The organism is Stenotrophomonas sp. LM091 (assembly GCF_001806305.1).
Taxonomy (GTDB): Bacteria; Pseudomonadota; Gammaproteobacteria; order Xanthomonadales; family Xanthomonadaceae; genus Stenotrophomonas; species Stenotrophomonas bentonitica_A.
Window position 1 is genome coordinate 1,672,122 of record NZ_CP017483.1, and the last position, 17,795, is coordinate 1,689,916.

At 62.7% G+C, this 17,795-nt stretch carries 18 protein-coding genes and 1 tRNA gene; 6 read left to right on the top strand and 13 right to left on the bottom strand.

Annotated features, from left to right (window positions below; all coding sequences use genetic code 11):
- Positions 1 to 195: 195 nt before the first annotated feature.
- Positions 196 to 975: a hypothetical protein gene (locus tag BIZ42_RS07325; RefSeq protein ID WP_156785704.1), complete on the top strand. Its 780-nt coding sequence runs from the start codon at positions 196 to 198 to the stop codon at positions 973 to 975.
- A 492-nt stretch (positions 976 to 1,467) separates the two neighbouring features.
- On the opposite strand, the gene BIZ42_RS07330 is transcribed toward BIZ42_RS07325, so the two are convergent.
- The 7 genes from BIZ42_RS07330 to BIZ42_RS07360 all read right to left on the bottom strand — a co-directional run bounded on the left by BIZ42_RS07330 (position 1,468) and on the right by BIZ42_RS07360 (position 7,532).
- Entirely contained in the window at positions 1,468 to 1,707 is a 240-nt protein-coding gene (locus BIZ42_RS07330) for a hypothetical protein (protein ID WP_070426017.1), read from the bottom strand.
- Between the two features lie 123 nt (positions 1,708 to 1,830).
- Complete coding sequence (locus BIZ42_RS07335) at positions 1,831 to 2,949, bottom strand: FAD-dependent monooxygenase (RefSeq protein ID WP_070427473.1); 1,119 nt, start codon at positions 2,947 to 2,949, stop codon at positions 1,831 to 1,833.
- An 87-nt stretch (positions 2,950 to 3,036) separates the two neighbouring features.
- Complete coding sequence (locus tag BIZ42_RS07340) at positions 3,037 to 3,642, bottom strand: isochorismatase family protein (RefSeq protein WP_070426018.1); 606 nt, start codon at positions 3,640 to 3,642, stop codon at positions 3,037 to 3,039.
- A gap of 20 nt (positions 3,643 to 3,662) precedes the next feature.
- Positions 3,663 to 4,415 carry a pirin family protein gene (locus BIZ42_RS07345; protein ID WP_070426019.1) on the bottom strand — a complete coding sequence of 251 codons (753 nt, stop codon included), beginning with the start codon at positions 4,413 to 4,415 and terminating at the stop codon, positions 3,663 to 3,665.
- A 141-nt stretch (positions 4,416 to 4,556) separates the two neighbouring features.
- The gene (locus BIZ42_RS07350; protein ID WP_070426020.1) at positions 4,557 to 5,615 is read right to left on the bottom strand and encodes a DUF2955 domain-containing protein; all 1,059 of its coding nucleotides are present in this window, start codon (positions 5,613 to 5,615) and stop codon (positions 4,557 to 4,559) included.
- Complete coding sequence (locus BIZ42_RS07355; RefSeq protein ID WP_083279812.1) at positions 5,605 to 6,678, bottom strand: HlyD family secretion protein; 1,074 nt, start codon at positions 6,676 to 6,678, stop codon at positions 5,605 to 5,607. The genes BIZ42_RS07350 and BIZ42_RS07355 overlap by 11 nt, the downstream gene beginning before the upstream one ends.
- Positions 6,675 to 7,532 carry a pirin family protein gene (locus BIZ42_RS07360; protein ID WP_083279813.1) on the bottom strand — a complete coding sequence of 286 codons (858 nt, stop codon included), beginning with the start codon at positions 7,530 to 7,532 and terminating at the stop codon, positions 6,675 to 6,677. Before BIZ42_RS07360 ends, BIZ42_RS07355 begins: the two co-directional genes overlap by 4 nt.
- 122 nt (positions 7,533 to 7,654) lie before the next feature.
- Between BIZ42_RS07360 and BIZ42_RS07365 the strand changes: the two genes are divergently transcribed.
- Positions 7,655 to 8,581 (top strand): LysR substrate-binding domain-containing protein, encoded by a 927-nt coding sequence (locus BIZ42_RS07365; protein ID WP_070426022.1) that lies wholly within the window; start codon positions 7,655 to 7,657, stop codon positions 8,579 to 8,581.
- Positions 8,582 to 8,593: 12 nt separating this feature from the next.
- Here BIZ42_RS07365 and BIZ42_RS07370 read toward each other — a convergent pair whose 3' ends face one another.
- On the bottom strand, positions 8,594 to 9,493 hold the full coding sequence (locus BIZ42_RS07370; protein ID WP_070426023.1) for a LysR family transcriptional regulator: 900 nt from the start codon (positions 9,491 to 9,493) through the stop codon (positions 8,594 to 8,596).
- 116 nt (positions 9,494 to 9,609) lie between these two features.
- Between BIZ42_RS07370 and BIZ42_RS07375 the strand changes: the two genes are divergently transcribed.
- A complete protein-coding gene (locus tag BIZ42_RS07375) occupies positions 9,610 to 10,671 on the top strand; it encodes an alkene reductase (protein ID WP_070426024.1) in 1,062 nt (353 codons plus the stop codon).
- A 43-nt stretch (positions 10,672 to 10,714) separates the two neighbouring features.
- Positions 10,715 to 11,533 (top strand): SDR family NAD(P)-dependent oxidoreductase, encoded by an 819-nt coding sequence (locus BIZ42_RS07380; protein WP_070426025.1) that lies wholly within the window; start codon positions 10,715 to 10,717, stop codon positions 11,531 to 11,533.
- A gap of 114 nt (positions 11,534 to 11,647) precedes the next feature.
- Here BIZ42_RS07380 and BIZ42_RS07385 read toward each other — a convergent pair whose 3' ends face one another.
- Positions 11,648 to 12,568: an AraC family transcriptional regulator gene (locus BIZ42_RS07385; RefSeq protein WP_070426026.1), complete on the bottom strand. Its 921-nt coding sequence runs from the start codon at positions 12,566 to 12,568 to the stop codon at positions 11,648 to 11,650.
- A gap of 98 nt (positions 12,569 to 12,666) precedes the next feature.
- Here BIZ42_RS07385 and BIZ42_RS07390 point away from each other — a divergent pair, with 98 nt between their 5' ends.
- A complete protein-coding gene (locus BIZ42_RS07390; RefSeq protein ID WP_070426027.1) occupies positions 12,667 to 13,410 on the top strand; it encodes an SDR family oxidoreductase in 744 nt (247 codons plus the stop codon).
- A gap of 367 nt (positions 13,411 to 13,777) precedes the next feature.
- On the opposite strand, the gene BIZ42_RS07395 is transcribed toward BIZ42_RS07390, so the two are convergent.
- The 4 genes from BIZ42_RS07395 to dtd all read right to left on the bottom strand — a co-directional run bounded on the left by BIZ42_RS07395 (position 13,778) and on the right by dtd (position 16,729).
- Positions 13,778 to 13,853, bottom strand: a tRNA-Ile gene (locus BIZ42_RS07395).
- A gap of 51 nt (positions 13,854 to 13,904) precedes the next feature.
- On the bottom strand, positions 13,905 to 14,273 hold the full coding sequence (locus BIZ42_RS07400; protein ID WP_070426028.1) for a hypothetical protein: 369 nt from the start codon (positions 14,271 to 14,273) through the stop codon (positions 13,905 to 13,907).
- A gap of 77 nt (positions 14,274 to 14,350) precedes the next feature.
- The gene (rpoD, locus tag BIZ42_RS07405; RefSeq protein WP_019183598.1) at positions 14,351 to 16,198 is read right to left on the bottom strand and encodes an RNA polymerase sigma factor RpoD; all 1,848 of its coding nucleotides are present in this window, start codon (positions 16,196 to 16,198) and stop codon (positions 14,351 to 14,353) included.
- Between the two features lie 90 nt (positions 16,199 to 16,288).
- Complete coding sequence (dtd, locus tag BIZ42_RS19770; RefSeq protein ID WP_070426029.1) at positions 16,289 to 16,729, bottom strand: D-aminoacyl-tRNA deacylase; 441 nt, start codon at positions 16,727 to 16,729, stop codon at positions 16,289 to 16,291.
- A gap of 85 nt (positions 16,730 to 16,814) precedes the next feature.
- Here dtd and BIZ42_RS07415 point away from each other — a divergent pair, with 85 nt between their 5' ends.
- Positions 16,815 to 17,732 (top strand): lauroyl acyltransferase, encoded by a 918-nt coding sequence (locus tag BIZ42_RS07415; RefSeq protein WP_070426030.1) that lies wholly within the window; start codon positions 16,815 to 16,817, stop codon positions 17,730 to 17,732.
- Positions 17,733 to 17,795 lie beyond the last annotated feature (63 nt).

Below are 17,795 nucleotides of genomic sequence, written 5' to 3' on the forward strand. Positions count from 1 at the left end.
ATATTCCTATTCCATGCGATTTCATATGCGGTGCGGGACCTCGCCACAGAAGTTTCCGGTGAAACCTTCAATGCCGCGCCGCCAACGGGCTCATGGTCGTTGGCATCCGATCCTGGCTGTAGCATGCTGAGAGCAGCAGATGCCGCATACATCTACGCTCAGCCGATGCTGGGTTTTCAGGGGACCGGATACACGATGAAACGCACGACGGTTGTAGCGGCGTCTGTCATGGCTGTCGCGTTGTCAGCAACCGCTGGACTATCGCTTACCCGGCAAAACCCCACGCCCTTGCCAATCTCTGCTGGCGGAGCAGCGCAAGCTTCTGACCCGGCTGCGCGATCAGATCAGGAAGCATCCAGAACGCCCGGCCTGATGAACCAGCCGACCAGACCTTCGGCGAAGGCAGGCGGCGAGCATCCTGCCGATGCCAGTGCCACGTCGGCATACGAACTGGTTGAAACAGATCTGCGTTGTCAGATTGATCGCGAGGCCTCCGCCACCGCGGGTCACATCAGGAGTACGACCGACGAGCTGTGCCGGGATTTTTGGCTTGAGCCGCTGAGTCCCGAAGAGGTGTTCACCGCGATCACCCATGCCGCCGAGCATGGAAACATCCGCGCCCAGCTCGATTACGCGTTATACGCTTCGAGGATCTTTGAAGACGAACGTAACTCGCTGGATCCGGATCTGATCCGCGATTACAAACAGAACACCGTCAGATTCCTCGAGTCCGCTGGAGCGGCCGGCGAATCAAACGCGTACGTGCGTTTGAGCGACATCTACAAGAACGGCATATTGGCCTCGAAAGACCCGGTCATGGCCTATGCATACGCCGAAGCATTCTTCCGCACAGGTTCAAGTCGGTATGGCGCCTCGTTCTTGAACAATGCCGCAGCTGGCCTGGAGGGCGCCCAACTGCGCCGCGGCAAGGAACTCGCAAATCACCTTCTCAGCAAAAGAAGTGCATCGCCGTGACCATGGAAGAGGCTGTCGCGCCTGCGCATCGGCAGCGCGTGTGGGCGCAAGCATAAGTTGACCACATGCTTACAGCACAAGTTGGCCGCAGCCTACAAAACTACAATCAACGGCCCATAATTAGCTGAATCGCCCAGGGCGGCAAGCTTCCAGTGGCCTCAAGCCGACCTACGTTTACAGCATAAGTTGGCCGCAATGGGGATGGATAACCGCTATGACTGATGAGACCTCGAGATGCCTAGGCAAGAACGCTAGAAGCTCAGTCGCGCTGAACTAGAGCAGACGATTAGCTTATTGCTCCCCCGAGTCATCGCGACGTAGAGATTGTGCGCATTCATCTTCTCTGGCTCAAGCACAAAGGCAACGTCTGCCTCCGGCCTTTCTGACCGTCCAGTTCTAGATCGGCTATGCACCGGCGTACAACTAGCGGATCTGCAGATAACGTCCACGCCATACTCTACTCTGTTCAGCATTGCTTTCTGACTTGCGGAGCTAGGCAATGGCCGGAGGACCCTGACCCAGCCACCAGCATGGGTCGGCATTTCCATCGCTGACAGTGCCGTTCCGCTGCACGTAGTGACGTACATCGCGACCGGCTTCGCTCAACTCACCTGCCAACACGCGTTCCAGCCATTCCGCGCCTGAGCGGAAGATCTCAGCGGCGACGCTACCCAGCGGATGGAACGCGTTTTCGTACACGCGCAGCTCCTCCGGTGCGCTGAAGACCGGCATACAGTCCATCGACGTAGGTGCGGATGGATCGAAATTCGGTTCTACAGAGCCACCGCGACCGGCCTCGGCAGTGGCTGGGGGTTGAAGAGTTCCGATGATGTGATCGCGTCCCTGATGTCCGACTTACGCTCGTGCGGCGTACTGTCGGAAATCGCCGCTGATCCTGATGGAGTGTGCCACCAAGCCCCTCACATACGGGAGTCTGGCTGACTCATAGTTTGCCAGCGCCGCGGGCACATCTCGAAAGTGCTGGGTGTCCGCAAGCGACTGCCCCAGGATCTCGGCGTCTTCAACACCTGTCAGGTATCCACGGCCGGTCATCGGTGAGACCACATGCGCTGCATCGCCAATGACGGCAAGTCGGCCACGAGCCAACCGCTCGGGCCGGTATTCGGCGATGGGGGCTCCGCTCAGTACATTGTTGACGGTGATTCCCTTCTTGACTGCCTCCGCCCACGTTGGCGGCCAGACTGAGTGGACCTTCGCCAGCAACGCCTCGCGCACGGCGGGGTCGATCATCCCTCGCGCCAGTGTTCCGACGATGCTGCCGTCTTCCGTCAGGCAGCCTGTGTCACGTAGCAACGCCTCTTGGTGTGAATCGAACCACGCAAAGGTGATCTGCCTCTTTCCTGGCTCGAGCGAACCGTCCTGTCCAGGCAGTGCGGCGGCCACCAGCCGATAGCCGCCAATGAAGTCTATCCAGAGCCCGCCATCTGAAGGCCATGCCACAGGCCGCGAGAGCAACCGCTCGTCCACCAGGCCGCGCCAGACGAGGTAGCCCGCATACTGCGCGAATGGTGCCTCGGGGGAGATTACACGGCGGATCATGCTCCGGTAGCCATCTGCACCAATCACCGCCCGGCCCGTGCGGATGGTCCCATCGTCAAGCGTGACCGTTGGCTGTTCGTGGTCATCAGCGACAAGAGCAACACTCCTGCCTTGCTCAATGATAATTCCCGGCGTATCTGCTGCGCGATCGCGCAGCCAGCCATACAGGGCACTCCATGTAGTGAGGTCGCGATAGGCCGGGACAACCTGCAGTGCGGGGGCGCTGCGCGGATCGAAGCCAACCACTGCCTTGAGGATGTTCAGGTCTACAGTGAGGCTGTCGCCACCGCGCAGATGACCGAGGGAGCGCTCGATGATGCGCACCGGCATACCGCGCCTTGCGCACGCCAGTGCAAATGTCAGGCCTGCGAGGGAACCTCCGACGATCAGGATTTCAGACTGTTCGTTTTGCATGTCGGCCACACGTGTCCCAGACCATGGTAAGCACACGGAAACTCGATCGGGGCGCATTGCGCCCCGATCGATGCCTTTTGCAATGACTCAGGCGATGCCGGCACCCATGGCCGGGAACACGTCGCTGAACAGCAGCCCGATCAGCTGCTGGCCATTGGGGGTAGACCAGTCCTCGGCAATTTCAGCCATCAGGGTGTTGGTAGTGGTCAGCACCACGCCGGCGTCGTGCATACGCTGGCGGGAGAGCTCTTCAGAGAGAACGCTCGGCGAGCCCGACGCATCCATTACCGCCTGCACGGCAAACCCCTCCAGGGCGGCATCAATGGACGGGAAGATCAGGCATACGTCGGTGGTGACACCGGCCATGATCAGGTTCTTGCGGCCGGTCGCGAGCACTGCATCGCGGAACTCCGGATACGCCCAGGCGTTGACCACGCCCGGACGCTTGACGCGAGCGGCATAGGCCTCTGGGAGGATCTCAGCGATCTCCGGCAGGATCGGCCCCTGCGCGTTCTCTTCCTGACTCGAGGTGATGACGGTGGGCAGGTTGAGGATCTTGGCCATCTTGGCCAAGGCGATGGACTGCTTGGCCGCCAAGGCGGTATCGATGTTCTTGATCAGCTGCATGGTGCCAACCTGGTGGTCGATCAGCAGCAGGGCGGTGTTTTCGGCAGTGAAGCGTTGCTGTTTCATGGTGATTCTCCTGGTCGGGGTTAGTGCAGTGGGAAGGGACGGCCGCTGAACAACACGACATGGGCAGCGCCCTCGCGGGCGGACAGTACAAGCGTGCGCGGTGAAGGGCGCTCGCCAAAGACAGGGACGCTGCGGTCATCCGAGGCAAACCTTTCGCCTTGGATCTCCACCGCGCCGCGGATGGGCATTGCAAACAAGGCTTCATCCGCCGGCAGAGGGATCTCGATGTGCGCATCGGGTTCCAGCGTGATGTCCAGAATCGTTACATCGGTCGGAGGTACCAACGGTGACTGCTGGCCGGCGTAGCGACCCACCGGTATGCGAATCCGCACGCCTGGTTGGTGAATGACGGGAACCGCGTCTGCTTCAATGGTCAGAGGGAACGGGGCGATGTTGCGATCTGATTCGGGAAGCGCGACGAAGATCTGCAGGCCGTGTACCGACTTGCCAGGTTCCGCAGGAACTTCTTCGTGCACCACCCCGCGCCCCGCAGTCGTCCAGTGCAGTCCGCCTGGACGAATGAGATTCTCGGTGCCGATCGAATCACGGTTGGACATACCCGTCTCCGAATCCTGCAGCAGATAGGAGACGGCCGACATGGCCGAGTGCGAGTGGGGCGGGAAAGTCGGGCCACTCATCCAGTAGTGATCAACGCCGAGGAAGGGGGAAAGTGAAACGGCCTGGCCGCGCAGGCCATCGGCGCGAAAGTGGCCCCCGTTGCCGCCGCGGTTGAGCGGCACAAGGGAAAACTCAGGTGTAGTGGGGTGAGCCATCAAGGTGCTCCGTCGTTGCGATGGGAGAATTCTGCTCCTCCGCATGGACGGGATAAAGATGGCTAAACGGATAAGATTGCTGCACCAGTGGTTTAATTGGAAAGTGCGCAGCCGGACGCGTTGGCCACTGCCTGTGAGGTATCAGTTTGACTGGCGGGGGGCTTCCAGCCGCGTGGCTGCAAAGCGATTAAGCACAAGGTGCGTGGCGTACAGGAAAAACAACGTGGCCCCCACCGACAGCGTCACCGAGCTGATCCGGTAGAGGGAATTGGTAAAAAGGTCCGTGGATGGGGTGGCAAGTCCGAACAGGGCGGCCAGCCCCGTCAGTGCTCCGAAGCCCCGCGCGGGGCCGGATGCCTCGCGCGCGTGCTCCGCGGCGAACAGCAGCAGTCCGAACGCATAGAAGGGAATGACCAGCAGAAGGCGATCGTAGTGCGTGTAAAGCAGGAGCTGGATAAGCAGGGCAAGAACGGAACCGACGACCGTCCCGGTCATGCGCTGCAGGCTGGCCATCTTCGACCCGCTCCAGGTCATCGGAAACAGAATCAGCAGCGTGGCGACCTGCGCTGACAACGAGTCCCGCAGGTCAGCGACCTGAAAGACTACGAAGGATAGAGTTGCCCCGATGCTGCCCAGAAGGATCTGGTGGCGGACCGTGCTGGTGGTTTTCTGCATTCGCGGCGGTGGCTGGCGGGGCGATCGGTCAGGGAACAGCGCATAGGCGATCGCCGCCACTGCTACCGCCATCACGGTAGCCCATACATGATTACCATAGAGGTTCAGTACATCGGTTTCGGGATAGCTGGCCAGATGTACGAGCGTATGGGTTGAGGCAAGCGACATCGCACCAAACAGAAAGGCCCGCCCCGTTGCCATCAGCCAGAAGCAGACGACCGAAAAGATCAGCACCAGCGAGGTCATGACTGCCGGATAGCGGGCGAAGATACCTGCGATGACCGTAGTTGCGGTGACGTTGACGACCGCGCTGTACAGGAATTGTCGTGCGATGTGGGCACTGAACAGCGGAACGAGCCCCATCAAAAGCAACGGGTAAATGGCGTAGAAGAGCCCATAGTTCCACCCGAATCCCTTTGACACGGTAAACGCCAGCACGCCCCCGAAAACCAACCGTTTGACCTGGGCCCAATCGTTCTCGGTCAGTGTGTGCCGCAGGGAGGGGGGCGTGGAATCAGTAGACATAGTGGAACCAGCTGATCAACCGGATCTGGGCATCTGCAATGACATCGAGCACGCCGCTGTCATGCGGATACAGTTGGATGGTGGCGCGCGCCCCCGTGATGAGCGACGCGTCAGGGGCGTCGAGCAGCCGCAGGTTCACCCGCGCACGCTCGGCCTGACGTACCCAGCGATCCGTCTGTTCGGTGACAGCCAGCTGTCCATCGGCGGCCTGTTGGCCGTTACGGACACCCGCATCGATGCCGATCACCTCGGCGCGGAAAACCTCCCCCGGACGCGCGTCGAACACCACGGCTGCACGGTCCCCGTTCACCACATTGCGCAGGGACTTCTCGCGGAAGTCCCCATAAAGCGTGGGCGCGGGGGTGACCAGCGCCAGCCGGGCCACGCCGGCCGCCGCATACGCCCCTTGCTCCAACTGCATGTTGCTGACGATGCCTTCACTGGCAGCGCGGATGGATGTGCGCCCCAGGCTGGTGTGCGCTGTTTCCAGACGGACCAGTGCCTGGCGTGCACTCAGGTTGTCGCCGCTCAGCGCGCCGCGCTCAACCGCCAGACGCTGCAGCTCGCGTTCGGCGATCTGGACCTGGGCAGCAGCCACGGCACTGGCCGCAGCCAGTTCGTCGGCGGACTGCTGCGAAACGTACTGGCTGCCGGCAAGCGCTTTGTAGCGCGCCGCCTGGCGCGAGGATTCCACGGCTTGGGTACGCGCCGCCAGAAGCTGTGCCTTGGCTCCCGCGATGCTGGCGTCGATCGCCCGGTTGTCGCGTTCGCTTGCCTCCAGCTGCAGTTTGGCATCGGCCACGGCCTGCGCGTAATCCGTCGGATCAATGGTGAACAGCACGTCTCCGCGCGCCACCCTTTGATTGTTCTGGACATGGATGGATACCACTCGCCCACTGACCTCTGGAGCGACTTGAACGACTCTCCGCCCCAGGCGCGCCTCCGGGCTCACGGGCATGTGCAGGTCTGCGATGATGAAGTACAGGAACAGCAACAGACCTACGGTCAACGAGCTGTAGACCCATCGGCGGAAGCGCTGCTCCGGGGACACAGGTGCGTTCATACGGTGCCCTCCAATGGCATCAATCGGCCCATCTCTCCGCGTGTGTAGCGATCGAAGGCAGCAGCAAGCTGCTTCGAGTCGTTCATGATGAAGGGGCCGTTCATCACCACCGGTTCGCCCGGATCGGTACCTGCAAGTACGAGAACGTGCGCGGCGTCCGAGCCCACTATCTGCAGTTGGCCAGGTTTGGTGAAGCGTGCAGCGATTGCCTGGAAGGCACCGGCTCGTCGCACCTCATCCCCGACACGGACATCAACTGTCCCGGATAACACGTACACAAGTACATTGCGGGTCGCCGGCACGGGGTACGCCCATGTCCCCATGAGCTGGACATCGAACAGATCGAAGGGCTCGGCAGGGTTCAATGGGCTGCTCGCACCGGACAGCCGCCCGCTCAGCACGCGTGTACGGTTCAGTTCTCTGTCCATGACAACCGGGACCTCGCCCGTTGCCACGTGCATCACACGTGGGGGCAGTGACTTGGTACGCCGCGACTGGTTGATGAAGATCTGGACGCCGTGCACTTCCCGGCCTACACCAGCTGGGAATTCATCGTGCACGATGCCTGTGCCTGCTTGGGTCCATACGATGGAACCGGGGGCGATGACCACATCGTGGTTGAGTGAGTCTCGGTTGCGAAGGCTGCCCGCCGAGTTCTCAAGCAAATATGAAACGGCGGAGAACCCAGCGTGCGGGTGCGGGGCAAAGGTCGGACCGCGCATCCGATAGTGATCCAGTCCCATCACCGGCGCGGCCAGTCCCTGCAGATCTTCCAGGACCAGTCGGCGGGCAGTGAAGTGCGCCCCGTGCTCTGCTTGAACGGCGTTCGCCACGCCGGACATGACCATTCTCATCAGTAGTTCCAATAACCAAGGCGCAGCTGCGCCGAAGGTAATCAGGCTACATTTGCACCATTCGTGCGATAAGATCGCCAAATCACCAAAGACTGGTGCTCATATGCACCAATGATGACGAGATGGATGATCTTAACGATCTGGCGTACTTCGCTGCCGTTGTTCGCCACGGCGGATTCTCAGCTGCCGCGAGGGCATCCGGGATCGAGAAGACCCGGTTGAGCCGCCGAGTGGCTGCGTTGGAAGACGCTCTGGGTGTCCGCCTGTTGCAGCGAACCACGCGACGTATTGCCCTGACTGAAGCAGGGGAGCGTTTTTACGCCCAGGCGAGCCGCCTGGTGGAGGGCGCACAGAGTGCCTTTGAAAGTGTGGCCGACCTCAAGCGCGAACCGTCAGGAACCGTGCGCCTGAGCTGCCCGCAAGTGATGGCACAGAGCTATCTCGCCCCGATCCTGCCTGGTTATCTGGTCTCACATCCCAAGGTCAAGCTCGAGCTGGATACCCGTGACCCCGAGGCGGACCTTTTGAAGGAGCGCTTCGATCTCGCGGTGCGGGCGCATGTGCGTATGGACGATACAGCGGGTCTGGTGGCGCGGGAGCTGGGGCGCGCGCGCCGGGTGCTGGTTGCCAGCCCGGCCCTACTGGATCAGGCGGGCCGACCACGCAGGCCGGAAGATCTGGCTCGACTCAGCACGATCAGTCGCCTGGGCGACGCCTTCGAGGGACAGCCTAGGTGGTTGCTTACGTCCAGCCATGATGAGGCCGTAACCGTCGAGCACGGCCCGCGGTTGTCCTCGGATGACCTGCGGCTGCAGCTGGAAGGTGCCATCCATGGATTGGGTGTGGCTCTGCTGCCCGAGCCCATCGTGTCAGGTGCGGTGCAGTCGGGAATGCTGGAGGTAGTGTTGCCCGACTGGTCGGCGACAACCCACGTGATCCATCTGCTATACCCACCGCCCCGCGGGATGCTGCCCTCCGTGCGCAGCCTGATCGACTATCTGGTGCTGCATCTTCCGGCGAGCATCCAGCAGCGCAGTGTCCAGGTCTAGTCGAGTCGGGCCTCAGGGCACGCCCAGCGGCAGCGCGGTGGAGGTCGCCAGCCTGTCGCGGAGGAACTCGATGAATCGTTGTGTCTTGGCTGGCAGCAGTCGCGTCTCAGTCATTGCATAAGCCGTGAGGGGGACTCCCTTCCAGTCCCTCAGAACCCGCTGCAACCTGCCCGCCGCGACATCCTCTTCCACGGCCTTTGGAGGCATGAGGATGATGCCCATCCCAAGCCCTCCCAAGCGCCGCATCATGCCGATACTGTTGACGATGAAGCGGCCTCCGACGGGAATCTTCCGCTTTTCCTTGCCATTCTGGAGCGTCCACTCTCCGTCACGCTGCATGTGGAAACACTGATGCGCGACCAGGTCCTCCGGTTGCTTCGGCTCGCCGGCGCTCTCAAGGTACTCAGGTGAGGCATACAGCTCTGCCGAAAAGCTGGCGATCGCCCGCGCAATCAGGCTCGAGCTCTCCGACTCACCGATACGGATTGCCACATCGAAGGCCTCGGTGAACAGGTCAACGCGTCGGGGCGTCAGGTCAAACTCAAAGCTGATCCCCGGGTACGTCCGCGCGAAGTCCGCAATGTGTTCGGCCAGGTACATCGCTGCGAAGTCAACCGGCATCGATACGCGCAGGACGCCCGCCGGCTGGGCCAGCATGTTCCCCAACTGCTCGTGCGCCAGTCGCGCCTCTTCGACGATGTGCTTGCACCGCTCGTAATAAAGGTGGCCGGCCTCGGTCAGTTCCAGCTTGCGCGTGGTCCTGTGCATCAAGCGCAGTCCGATCGCCTTCTCCAAGCCGCTGATGCGTCTGGAAATAGTGGAGTTGGGGATGCCGGTGATTTCCGCCGCGCGGCGGAAGCTCATCACTTTCACGACCTCGACGAACAGCGCCATGTCGTTCAACAGTTCCATGATTGCGTCACCTATGGAGCAATATTTTCCAGATTACCAGCTTTATCCCGTACGCGCAGTTCTGGACGATGGAGGCCTCCCCCAGATGCAGGCCGCTGACCGGCCAGGAATTGCACATGAGCGCCTTGTTTACCGAAGTCCAGGTGGGTCGCTACACCTTTGCCAATCGCATCGTCATGGCCCCCATGACACGCTCCCGTGCCGATGATGCCGGCGTCCCGGAAGAAATGGTCGCTACCTACTACGGGCAACGCGCCACGGCCGGCCTCATCATCAGCGAGGGCGTGTTCCCGTCTGCGGTCGGCAAGGGCTATGTCCGCACCCCGGGCATCGAGACCGAAGCGCAGATCGCATCCTGGAAGCGTGTGACGTCCGCAGTGCATGAACGCGGTGGGCGCATCTTCATGCAGATCATGCACACCGGTCGCGTGTCGCACCCCCTGCTTCTGCCGGAAGGCGCGCAGCCGGTTGCGCCGTCGGCCATCAAGGCCAGTGGACAGACCTGGACCCAGGAAGGCCAGAAGGACTTCGTTGTCCCGCATGAATTGACGACTGCAGAGGTGCAGCAGGTCGTCGAGAGCTATCGCCTGGCCACCCGCCGGGCGATCGAAGCAGGCTTCGATGGTGTCGAGTTGCACGGAGCCAGCGGTTATCTGCCGGAACAGTTCCTGTCCTCCACCACCAACCATCGCACGGATGAGTATGGTGGGACTCTGGCTGATCGCGCACGGTTCGTGATCGAGGTTCTGCAGGCCATGTCCGAAGAGGCGGGTGCGGACCGTGTGGGGCTGAAGATCTCCCCGGAGATGAATTTCAACGATGTCAGTGACGCCAACCCGGTCGAAACTTACACCTACCTTGTCGATCAACTGAAGCCGCTCAAGCTGGCCTATCTGCACGTTGCGTTGTTTGGAAGCGAAACCGACTACCACGCACTGCTGCGGCCGCGATTCGACGGTGCTTACCTGCTCGGCAGCGGCCTGGACAAGGCCAGCGCCGAGAGTGCGCTTGCTGAAGGCCGCGCCGACGCCACTGTGTTTGGCAGCAGCTTCATTGCAAACCCGGACCTGCCTGAGCGCCTTCGCTCCGGCGCCCCGCTCAACACGCCGGACAAGTCGACCTTCTATTCGGGCGGCGCGGAAGGGCTCGTGGACTATCCCACGCTTGAAACCGCCTGAGCGGCACCTTCGTCCCGATCCACTGACACACGAGAGGTTCACCATGAGCAGCATCAAGCCAGGCCGTCTTGACGGCAAGCGCATCCTCATCACCGGAACCGGTGGCGGACAGGGGGCAGTGGCACAGCGCCTGTTCGCGCAGCAGGGCGCAACAGTGATCGGCTGCGACTTCCGACCCGGTGCAGCCGAAGCGACAGCGGAGGAACTGCGCAGCGCGGGTTACTCCGCCTTCGCCAGCACTGTCGACCTCACCGATCCCGATGATGCTGCCAAGTGGGTTCGTGAGGGCGCAGAGAAGATGGGTGGTCTGGATGTGCTTTACAACAACGCCGCCGGCTTTGGGTTCGCACCCTTCGATAAGATGGATTTGAAGCTGTGGCGTCACGTCATGAACGTCGAGCTGGATCTCGTGTTTCACACCACCAATGCGGCGTGGCCGTTGTTGATCAAGAATGGCGGATCGCTGATCAACATCGCCTCATACTCTGCCCTGCTGGGGATCCAACCACTGGCGCAGGTAGCGCATGCCACCGCAAAAGGGGGCATCGTCTCGATGACCCGTGCATTGGCCGCAGAGGGTGCGCCCTATGGAGTGCGTGCGAACTCAATCGCGCCCGGCTTCATCAGCACGCCGGCCACAGACAAGGCCGTTGATGCTGAAGCAAAGGCTTGGCAGTTGCGACATGCGTTGATCCAGCGTGCCGGCACCGGCGAAGACGTGGCTTACATGGCTCTGTATCTGGCATCGGATGAGTCCAGCTGGGTAACCGGGCAGAACTTCAGCGTGGATGGTGGTGCAACGGCAGGCTGGCGAGACGATGCAGAGACGGCCCGCCTGGCGGGCAAGGCCTCTGTAGCCTGATGGGGCGGGCTTGACCTTCTTGGACTCAGGCGTGACCAGAAGGGTGACCAGAGGAGTTCCACCGCGACGAGCCGCAGGCGGGGTGCTGGTATCGCTTCCGATCCGAAGCGCACCTCAGGGCGCACGGGAGCGTACTTGCCGTCTCTCCCGGGCGTAGCCACTCGGCGGGCGACCCACGTAGCGAGTGAAGGCCGTACTGAACGTACTCGCCGACGAATAGCCCACGCGCTCGGCTACCTTCTCGATCATCAGGTCCTGACGATCGAGAATGTCCTTCGCGATCGCCATGCGCCAGGCGAGCAGGTACTCCATCGGCGGCATGCCGACCGCGCGAGTAAAGCGCTGGAAGTAGGCCGACCTAGACAGCGCCGCGACCTTGGCCAATTGCTCCACCGTCCAGGCGCGCGAAGGATCGCGGTGGATCTCACGGATCGACAGGGCCAGGCGCTCGTCCGCCAGACCGCGCAGCAGGCCTGCCGGCGCAGCGTCGCCCGGTGCCGCGCGCAAGGCTTCGATAAGCAGGACCTCGACCAGCCGGGTCAGGATGAGGTCGCGCCCCGCTCGCGATTGCATGGCTTCCTCGCGCACAAGGCGCACGAGCACACCGAAACGGTCTTCGCCCCGGACGTGAATGACCGGTGGCAGCAGTGTTACCAGCAACGCCGTGTCCGGCGAATCGAAGACGAAATAGCCGCCCAGCATGCGCACGTCTGGCTCTCCCTCAAGAGTGCCATGACGCATTTCATGACCTTGACCCATGACGGTGGCGGGGTCGATGTCCTGCGGCTCGACAGGCTCGAACCCGGACAGAACAAATCCCGGTGTCGCGGGCAGGAACACGAAGTCGCCCGCTTCCAGGCGCAGCGGGGACGCGCCATCGACCTGCAGATGGCACGCACCGTCGGTCACCACGCAGAAGCCGGGGTGGCCGAATGGCGCGTAGCGGACGCCCCATCGCCCGGCGCCGGAAATGCTCTTGCCCATGACCTTGGCGGGTCGAAGCAGGGTGATCAGTTCGGCGAGGGGGTCGGTCATGGCAGGACTATGGCCAATGTTTCTTGGACTTTACAGCATCGATAGTCCTTTGCCTTGGGCCTATCGTGGTCACACCCAACCACCACGGAGTTCCTGCAATGAAGACTGTCCTGATCACGGGTTGTTCCTCCGGCTACGGACTGGAAACCGCCCGTTACTTCCACGGGCAAGGATGGAAGGTCGTCGCAACGATGCGCCGCCCTGATCCCTCCCTCCTGCCCGCGTCCGACCGCATCAGGGTGGTCGCGCTGGATGTCACCGATGCCGGCAGCATCGCGCGGGCCGTCGCCGAGGCGGGCCCGATTGATGTTCTCGTCAACAACGCGGGCATCGGTGTCGTCGGTGCCTTCGAGGCTACGTCGATGCAATCGGTGCGCGAGGTGTTCGAGACCAACACGTTCGGCACGATGGCGATGGTGCAGGCCGTGATTCCGCAGATGCGCGAGCGCCGGACCGGCACGATCGTGAATGTCACCTCGAGCGTCACCCTGGCCAGCATGCCGCTCGCTGCCGCCTATACGGGCAGCAAAACTGCAGTCGAAGGCTTCACGGGTTCGCTGGCGCATGAACTGGGCGCGTTCGGCATCCGGGTCAAGCTGGTCGAACCCGGCTACGGCCCGACGACGCGGTTCGCCGAGAATGGGGCCGAGCGCATGAATGGCCTCATCCCCGACACCTATGCGGACTTCGCTCGTCCGATCTTCGAAGCCTTCGCCCGTCCGCAGGCGACGACGCAATCCCAGGATGTGGCCGAAGCGGTGTGGCGGGCCGTGCACGACGCTGCCGACCAGTTTCATTTTCCGGCTGGGGCCGATGCCGTCGCATTGGCGGGGCCGCGGTGAACGCGGTGGCACAACTGGTTCGGTCTGGAAAGCGGCGGCGGTATTGGATGTCGGCTCTCGGATCGCTTACGGCAGCGACACTTTCCCGCAGTGCGCACAGCCGTCATTGGATGCACCACTGTTAGATCTGTCGTCGTAGTCTTCTAGCCTAACCCTCACGTAGACGGTGCATGGGCACTTCAGCATAAGTTGGCCGCATCCGGCAAAATTGCCACTTGCGGCACATAAGCCATTGAAGTGCCTAGGCCGGCGAATCTACAGAGGCCTCAAATCGGCCAACTTGTGCATTACGCTCTAGTACAAGTTGGCCAAAACGGCCAACTTATGCTTTCGCCCACACGCGGTTGCTGCCAGGTGCCTGATTCAATGGTGGGCCCACCAGGATTCGAACCTGGAACCAAAGGATTATGAGTCCTCTGCTCTAACCGTTGAGCTATAGGCCCTTGCGGCCGCACAGTGTAGTGGAGGCCAGTAGGCGCTTTCCACTGCACCCCTCACATCAACCGAAACGCTGGCCCATCTCCTGGACCCGCCATCTGCACGGCATCGCCGCCGAGCAGGAGGTCACCGATCCCGGTGCCGCCTGCACGTACCAGCGCCTGCAGGGTGTCACCCACTTGCCAGCGATTGAGGTCGTCGGGGATGCCCAGGTCACGCCCGCGACGATGCGCGAACGTGCGCCCGAGGAAGCCCTGTGGGCGCAGGTCGTCCAGATACCACGGCAGCCCCGGGAAGTGGCCGTCGACGGTCTCGTCGGGCGAACGAGTCAGATTGGGGCGTGCGGCGGTGGTCGACACGTGGAAGGTCTCGCCCGTGAGTGCCACGACCGTGCCCAGTTCTTCAAGGGTGGCATCCGCGCGCATGCGCCGCCACCCGCCCCAAAAAACAAACCCCGCTTGCGCGGGGTCTGTCGGGTTTCAACGCGGTGCGCTGGAATCGATCAATCGATATCCAGGAAGCTGCGCAGCTGCTCGGAGCGGCTCGGGTGACGCAGCTTGCGCAGCGCCTTGGCTTCGATCTGGCGGATGCGCTCGCGGGTGACGTCGAACTGCTTGCCGACTTCCTCGAGGGTGTGGTCGGTGTTCATGTCGATGCCGAAGCGCATGCGCAGCACCTTGGCTTCCCTCGGGGTGAGGCCGGCCAGCACGTCGCGCACGGTTTCAGACAAGTTGATGTTGGTGGTGTTCTCGATCGGGGACTCCACGTTGGTGTCCTCGATGAAGTCGCCCAGATGGGAATCCTCGTCGTCGCCGATCGGGGTTTCCATCGAGATCGGCTCCTTGGCGATCTTCATCACCTTGCGGATCTTGTCTTCCGGCATGTCCATTTCCTTGGCCAGCTCCTCCGGCGTGGCCTCGCGGCCATACTGCTGGAGCATCTGGCGGGAAATGCGGTTCAACTTGTTGATCGTTTCGATCATGTGCACCGGGATACGGATGGTGCGCGCCTGATCGGCGATCGAACGGGTGATGGCCTGGCGGATCCACCAGGTCGCATACGTGGAGAACTTGTAACCACGTCGGTATTCGAACTTGTCCACGGCCTTCATCAGGCCGATGTTGCCTTCCTGGATGAGGTCGAGGAACTGCAGGCCGCGGTTGGTGTACTTCTTGGCGATCGAGATGACCAGGCGCAGGTTCGCTTCGACCATTTCCTTCTTGGCCTTGCGCGCGCGCGCCTCACCGTAGGCCATGGCGCGGCTGATTTCCTTCAGCTCATCCAGTTCCAGCCAGGTGGTCTTCTCGATGTCGATCGTCGCCTGCTGTTCGGCAATGATCTGGTCCTTCACGTCACGCAGGGCCGAGGACCACTTCTGCTTGCGCTTCAGTGCGTCTTCCACCCACTCCAGGTTGGTCTGGTTGCCTTCCCACGAGCGGATGAAGTCCTTGCGCGGCATGCGCGCGGTCACGGTCGCCAGGTTCAGCACGCGGCGTTCGTGGGACTTGATCGAGGCCATGACGTCGCGCAGCTGCTTGACCAGCACATCGGTCAGCGGCAACGGCAGCTTCAGGGTCACGAACACGGCGGCCATGTCGTCGCGCAGCTTGGCCAGCGGCTTGCGGTCACCCTTGGCCGCGGCCTTCTTGAACGCGGTGTACGCATCGCTCAGGGCCTGCATGCGGCGTGCGACTTCTTCCGGATCCGGACCGGTCGGGCCGGCCTCTTCCTCGACGTCGTCGCCGTCGTCGTCTTCATCGGCGTCTTCGTCAGCCTCATCGCTGGTGTCTTCGGCCACGGCCGGGGCCGGGACTTCTTCGACCAGGTCGTTGAAGCCGACGATCACTTCGGCCAGGCGCTTCTTGCCTTCCTTGTGCGCGTCGTAGTCGGCCAGCAGCGATTCCACCGATACCGGGAAGGTACCGAGTGCGGCCTGGACCTGGCCCAGGCCTTCTTCGATGCGCTTGGCGATGGCGATTTCGCCTTCGCGGGTCAGCAGCTCGACGGTACCCATTTCGCGCATGTACATGCGCACCGGGTCGGTGGTGCGGCCACCTTCGGTGTCGAGCGCGCTCAGCGCGGCGGCGGCTTCTTCGGCCGCGGTGTCATCGACTTCGCGGTTGCCGGTGTTGCCATCGTTGAGCAACAGGGTTTCTGCATCGGGAGCAACTTCATGGACATCAATGCCCATGCCGTTGATCATGCCGATGATATCTTCGATCTGCTCCGGGTCGACGATGTCGTCGGGCAGATGGTCATTGACTTCGGCGTAGGTCAGGTAGCCCTGTTCCAGGCCCTTGCTGATCAGAAGCTTGATGTCGTTTTGCTGGGCAGGACGTTCGTTGGCCATGTAGTGCTCGCGCCACCGGCTGGGAGAGGGAATAGAACCTAGCATTATACCAGCCCGGCGCCCCGCGTTCCCGGGCGGTGGTCCCGGGGGCTAGGGTCTGAGCAGGAAGGTCACGGGACCATCGTTGACCAGGCTGACAACCATATGGGCACCAAACTGGCCGGTTTCCACCCCCGGGGCATGTTTTTGTCTGCAGATATCGACCAGTCGATTGAATCCGCGTTCAGCCTCCGCCGGCGGCGCGGCGGTACTGAAGCCCGGCCGCATCCCGCTGGATGTATCGGCCGCCAGGGTGAATTGGCTGACCAGCAGCAATCCGCCACCGGTGTCGCGCAGCGACCGGTTCATTTTTCCGGTCTCATCGCCAAAGACACGGTAACCAAGCAGGCGATCGGCCATCCGGGTGATCTGGGCCTCGGTGTCGCCCGGCTCCATGCCCACCAGGGCCAGCAGGCCGGGCCCGATCTGGCCCACGACGGCCTGCTCGACATGGACGCTGGCTTGGCTCACGCGCTGGATCAGGACAAGCATCGGCAGGGCTCCGCAACTGAAGGCGGCCTACCTTAACGCGCCCGCGCGCCGACAGGCTGGCCGCCAGCGGCTAGACTTCGCAGCGATGAAACCGCATACCACTGCCCGCCTGGCGTACCGCGCCGCTGCCCTGTTCACCCGCCTGCCCTGGTCCTGGCTGCGCGCCGTCGCGGCGCTGCTGGCCTGGCTGTGGATCCGTCTCAACGCCCGTGAGAGCCGCGTCACCCGCCGCAACCTTGAGCTGGCCTACCCCGAACTGAGCGATACCGAACGCGCGGTGCTGCACCGAAACGTGCTGCGCTCCACCGCGCTGCAGGCGATCGAAACCCTGCGCCTGTGGACCCAGCCGCGCGATCGCAACCTGGCCCGGCTCACCGAGCGCCACGGTGAGGCGCTGTACGACGCCGCCCTGGCTGCCGGCAACGGCGTGATCGTGGCCGCCCCGCACTACGGCAACTGGGAGCTGCTCAACCAGTGGCTGGCCTCGCGCGGCCCGATCGCGATCGTCTACAAGGCCCCGGATGAAGCGGTGGGCGATGCCTTCCTGCAGCTGGTCCGTGGCGGCGACAACGTCCAGCAGGTCCGGGCCGAGGGCCCGGCCGTGCGCCAGCTGTTCAAGGTGCTCAAGGACGGCGGCGCCACCGGCATCCTGCCCGACCAGCAGCCCAAGGCCGGCGACGGGGTGTTCGCGCCGTTCTTCGGGGTGGAGGCGCTGACCATGACCCTGGTCAACCGGCTGGCCGAGCGCACCGGCGCGACCGTGCTGTACGGCTGGTGCGAGCGGATCGGCCCGGACATGGACTTCGCGCTGCACATCGAGGCCGCCCCGCCGGCCGTGGCCGATCCCGACCCGCGTACCGCCGCCAGCGCCCTCAATGCCGGGATCGAACGCATCGCCCGGCGCGATCCGGCGCAGTATCAGTGGACCTACAAGCGCTATACGCTGCGTCCACCGCAGAGCGGCGAGGACGATCCCTACGCCACCGAGGACCATCCGCACTGACTGCGACGCAGCGTCGCGCCCCTGGTGCGATTGAATCGGCGCTTTCCGTCCCCACTGTGGAAA

Coding starts and splice junctions, on each gene's coding strand:
- BIZ42_RS07375 (WP_070426024.1), top strand. CDS start 9,610: ATGAGCGCCTTGTTTACCGAAGTCCAGGTGGGTCGCTACACCTTTGCC.
- BIZ42_RS07350 (WP_070426020.1), bottom strand. CDS start 5,615: ATGTCTACTGATTCCACGCCCCCCTCCCTGCGGCACACACTGACCGAG.
- BIZ42_RS07355 (WP_083279812.1), bottom strand. CDS start 6,678: ATGAACGCACCTGTGTCCCCGGAGCAGCGCTTCCGCCGATGGGTCTAC.
- BIZ42_RS07335 (WP_070427473.1), bottom strand. CDS start 2,949: ATGCAAAACGAACAGTCTGAAATCCTGATCGTCGGAGGTTCCCTCGCA.
- BIZ42_RS07400 (WP_070426028.1), bottom strand. CDS start 14,273: ATGCGCGCGGATGCCACCCTTGAAGAACTGGGCACGGTCGTGGCACTC.
- BIZ42_RS07345 (WP_070426019.1), bottom strand. CDS start 4,415: ATGGCTCACCCCACTACACCTGAGTTTTCCCTTGTGCCGCTCAACCGC.
- rpoD (WP_019183598.1), bottom strand. CDS start 16,198: ATGGCCAACGAACGTCCTGCCCAGCAAAACGACATCAAGCTTCTGATC.
- BIZ42_RS07365 (WP_070426022.1), top strand. CDS start 7,655: ATGGATGATCTTAACGATCTGGCGTACTTCGCTGCCGTTGTTCGCCAC.
- BIZ42_RS07390 (WP_070426027.1), top strand. CDS start 12,667: ATGAAGACTGTCCTGATCACGGGTTGTTCCTCCGGCTACGGACTGGAA.
- BIZ42_RS07370 (WP_070426023.1), bottom strand. CDS start 9,493: ATGGAACTGTTGAACGACATGGCGCTGTTCGTCGAGGTCGTGAAAGTG.
- BIZ42_RS07325 (WP_156785704.1), top strand. CDS start 196: ATGAAACGCACGACGGTTGTAGCGGCGTCTGTCATGGCTGTCGCGTTG.
- dtd (WP_070426029.1), bottom strand. CDS start 16,729: ATGCTTGTCCTGATCCAGCGCGTGAGCCAAGCCAGCGTCCATGTCGAG.
- BIZ42_RS07415 (WP_070426030.1), top strand. CDS start 16,815: ATGAAACCGCATACCACTGCCCGCCTGGCGTACCGCGCCGCTGCCCTG.
- BIZ42_RS07360 (WP_083279813.1), bottom strand. CDS start 7,532: ATGAGAATGGTCATGTCCGGCGTGGCGAACGCCGTTCAAGCAGAGCAC.
- BIZ42_RS07340 (WP_070426018.1), bottom strand. CDS start 3,642: ATGAAACAGCAACGCTTCACTGCCGAAAACACCGCCCTGCTGCTGATC.
- BIZ42_RS07380 (WP_070426025.1), top strand. CDS start 10,715: ATGAGCAGCATCAAGCCAGGCCGTCTTGACGGCAAGCGCATCCTCATC.
- BIZ42_RS07330 (WP_070426017.1), bottom strand. CDS start 1,707: ATGCCGGTCTTCAGCGCACCGGAGGAGCTGCGCGTGTACGAAAACGCG.
- BIZ42_RS07385 (WP_070426026.1), bottom strand. CDS start 12,568: ATGACCGACCCCCTCGCCGAACTGATCACCCTGCTTCGACCCGCCAAG.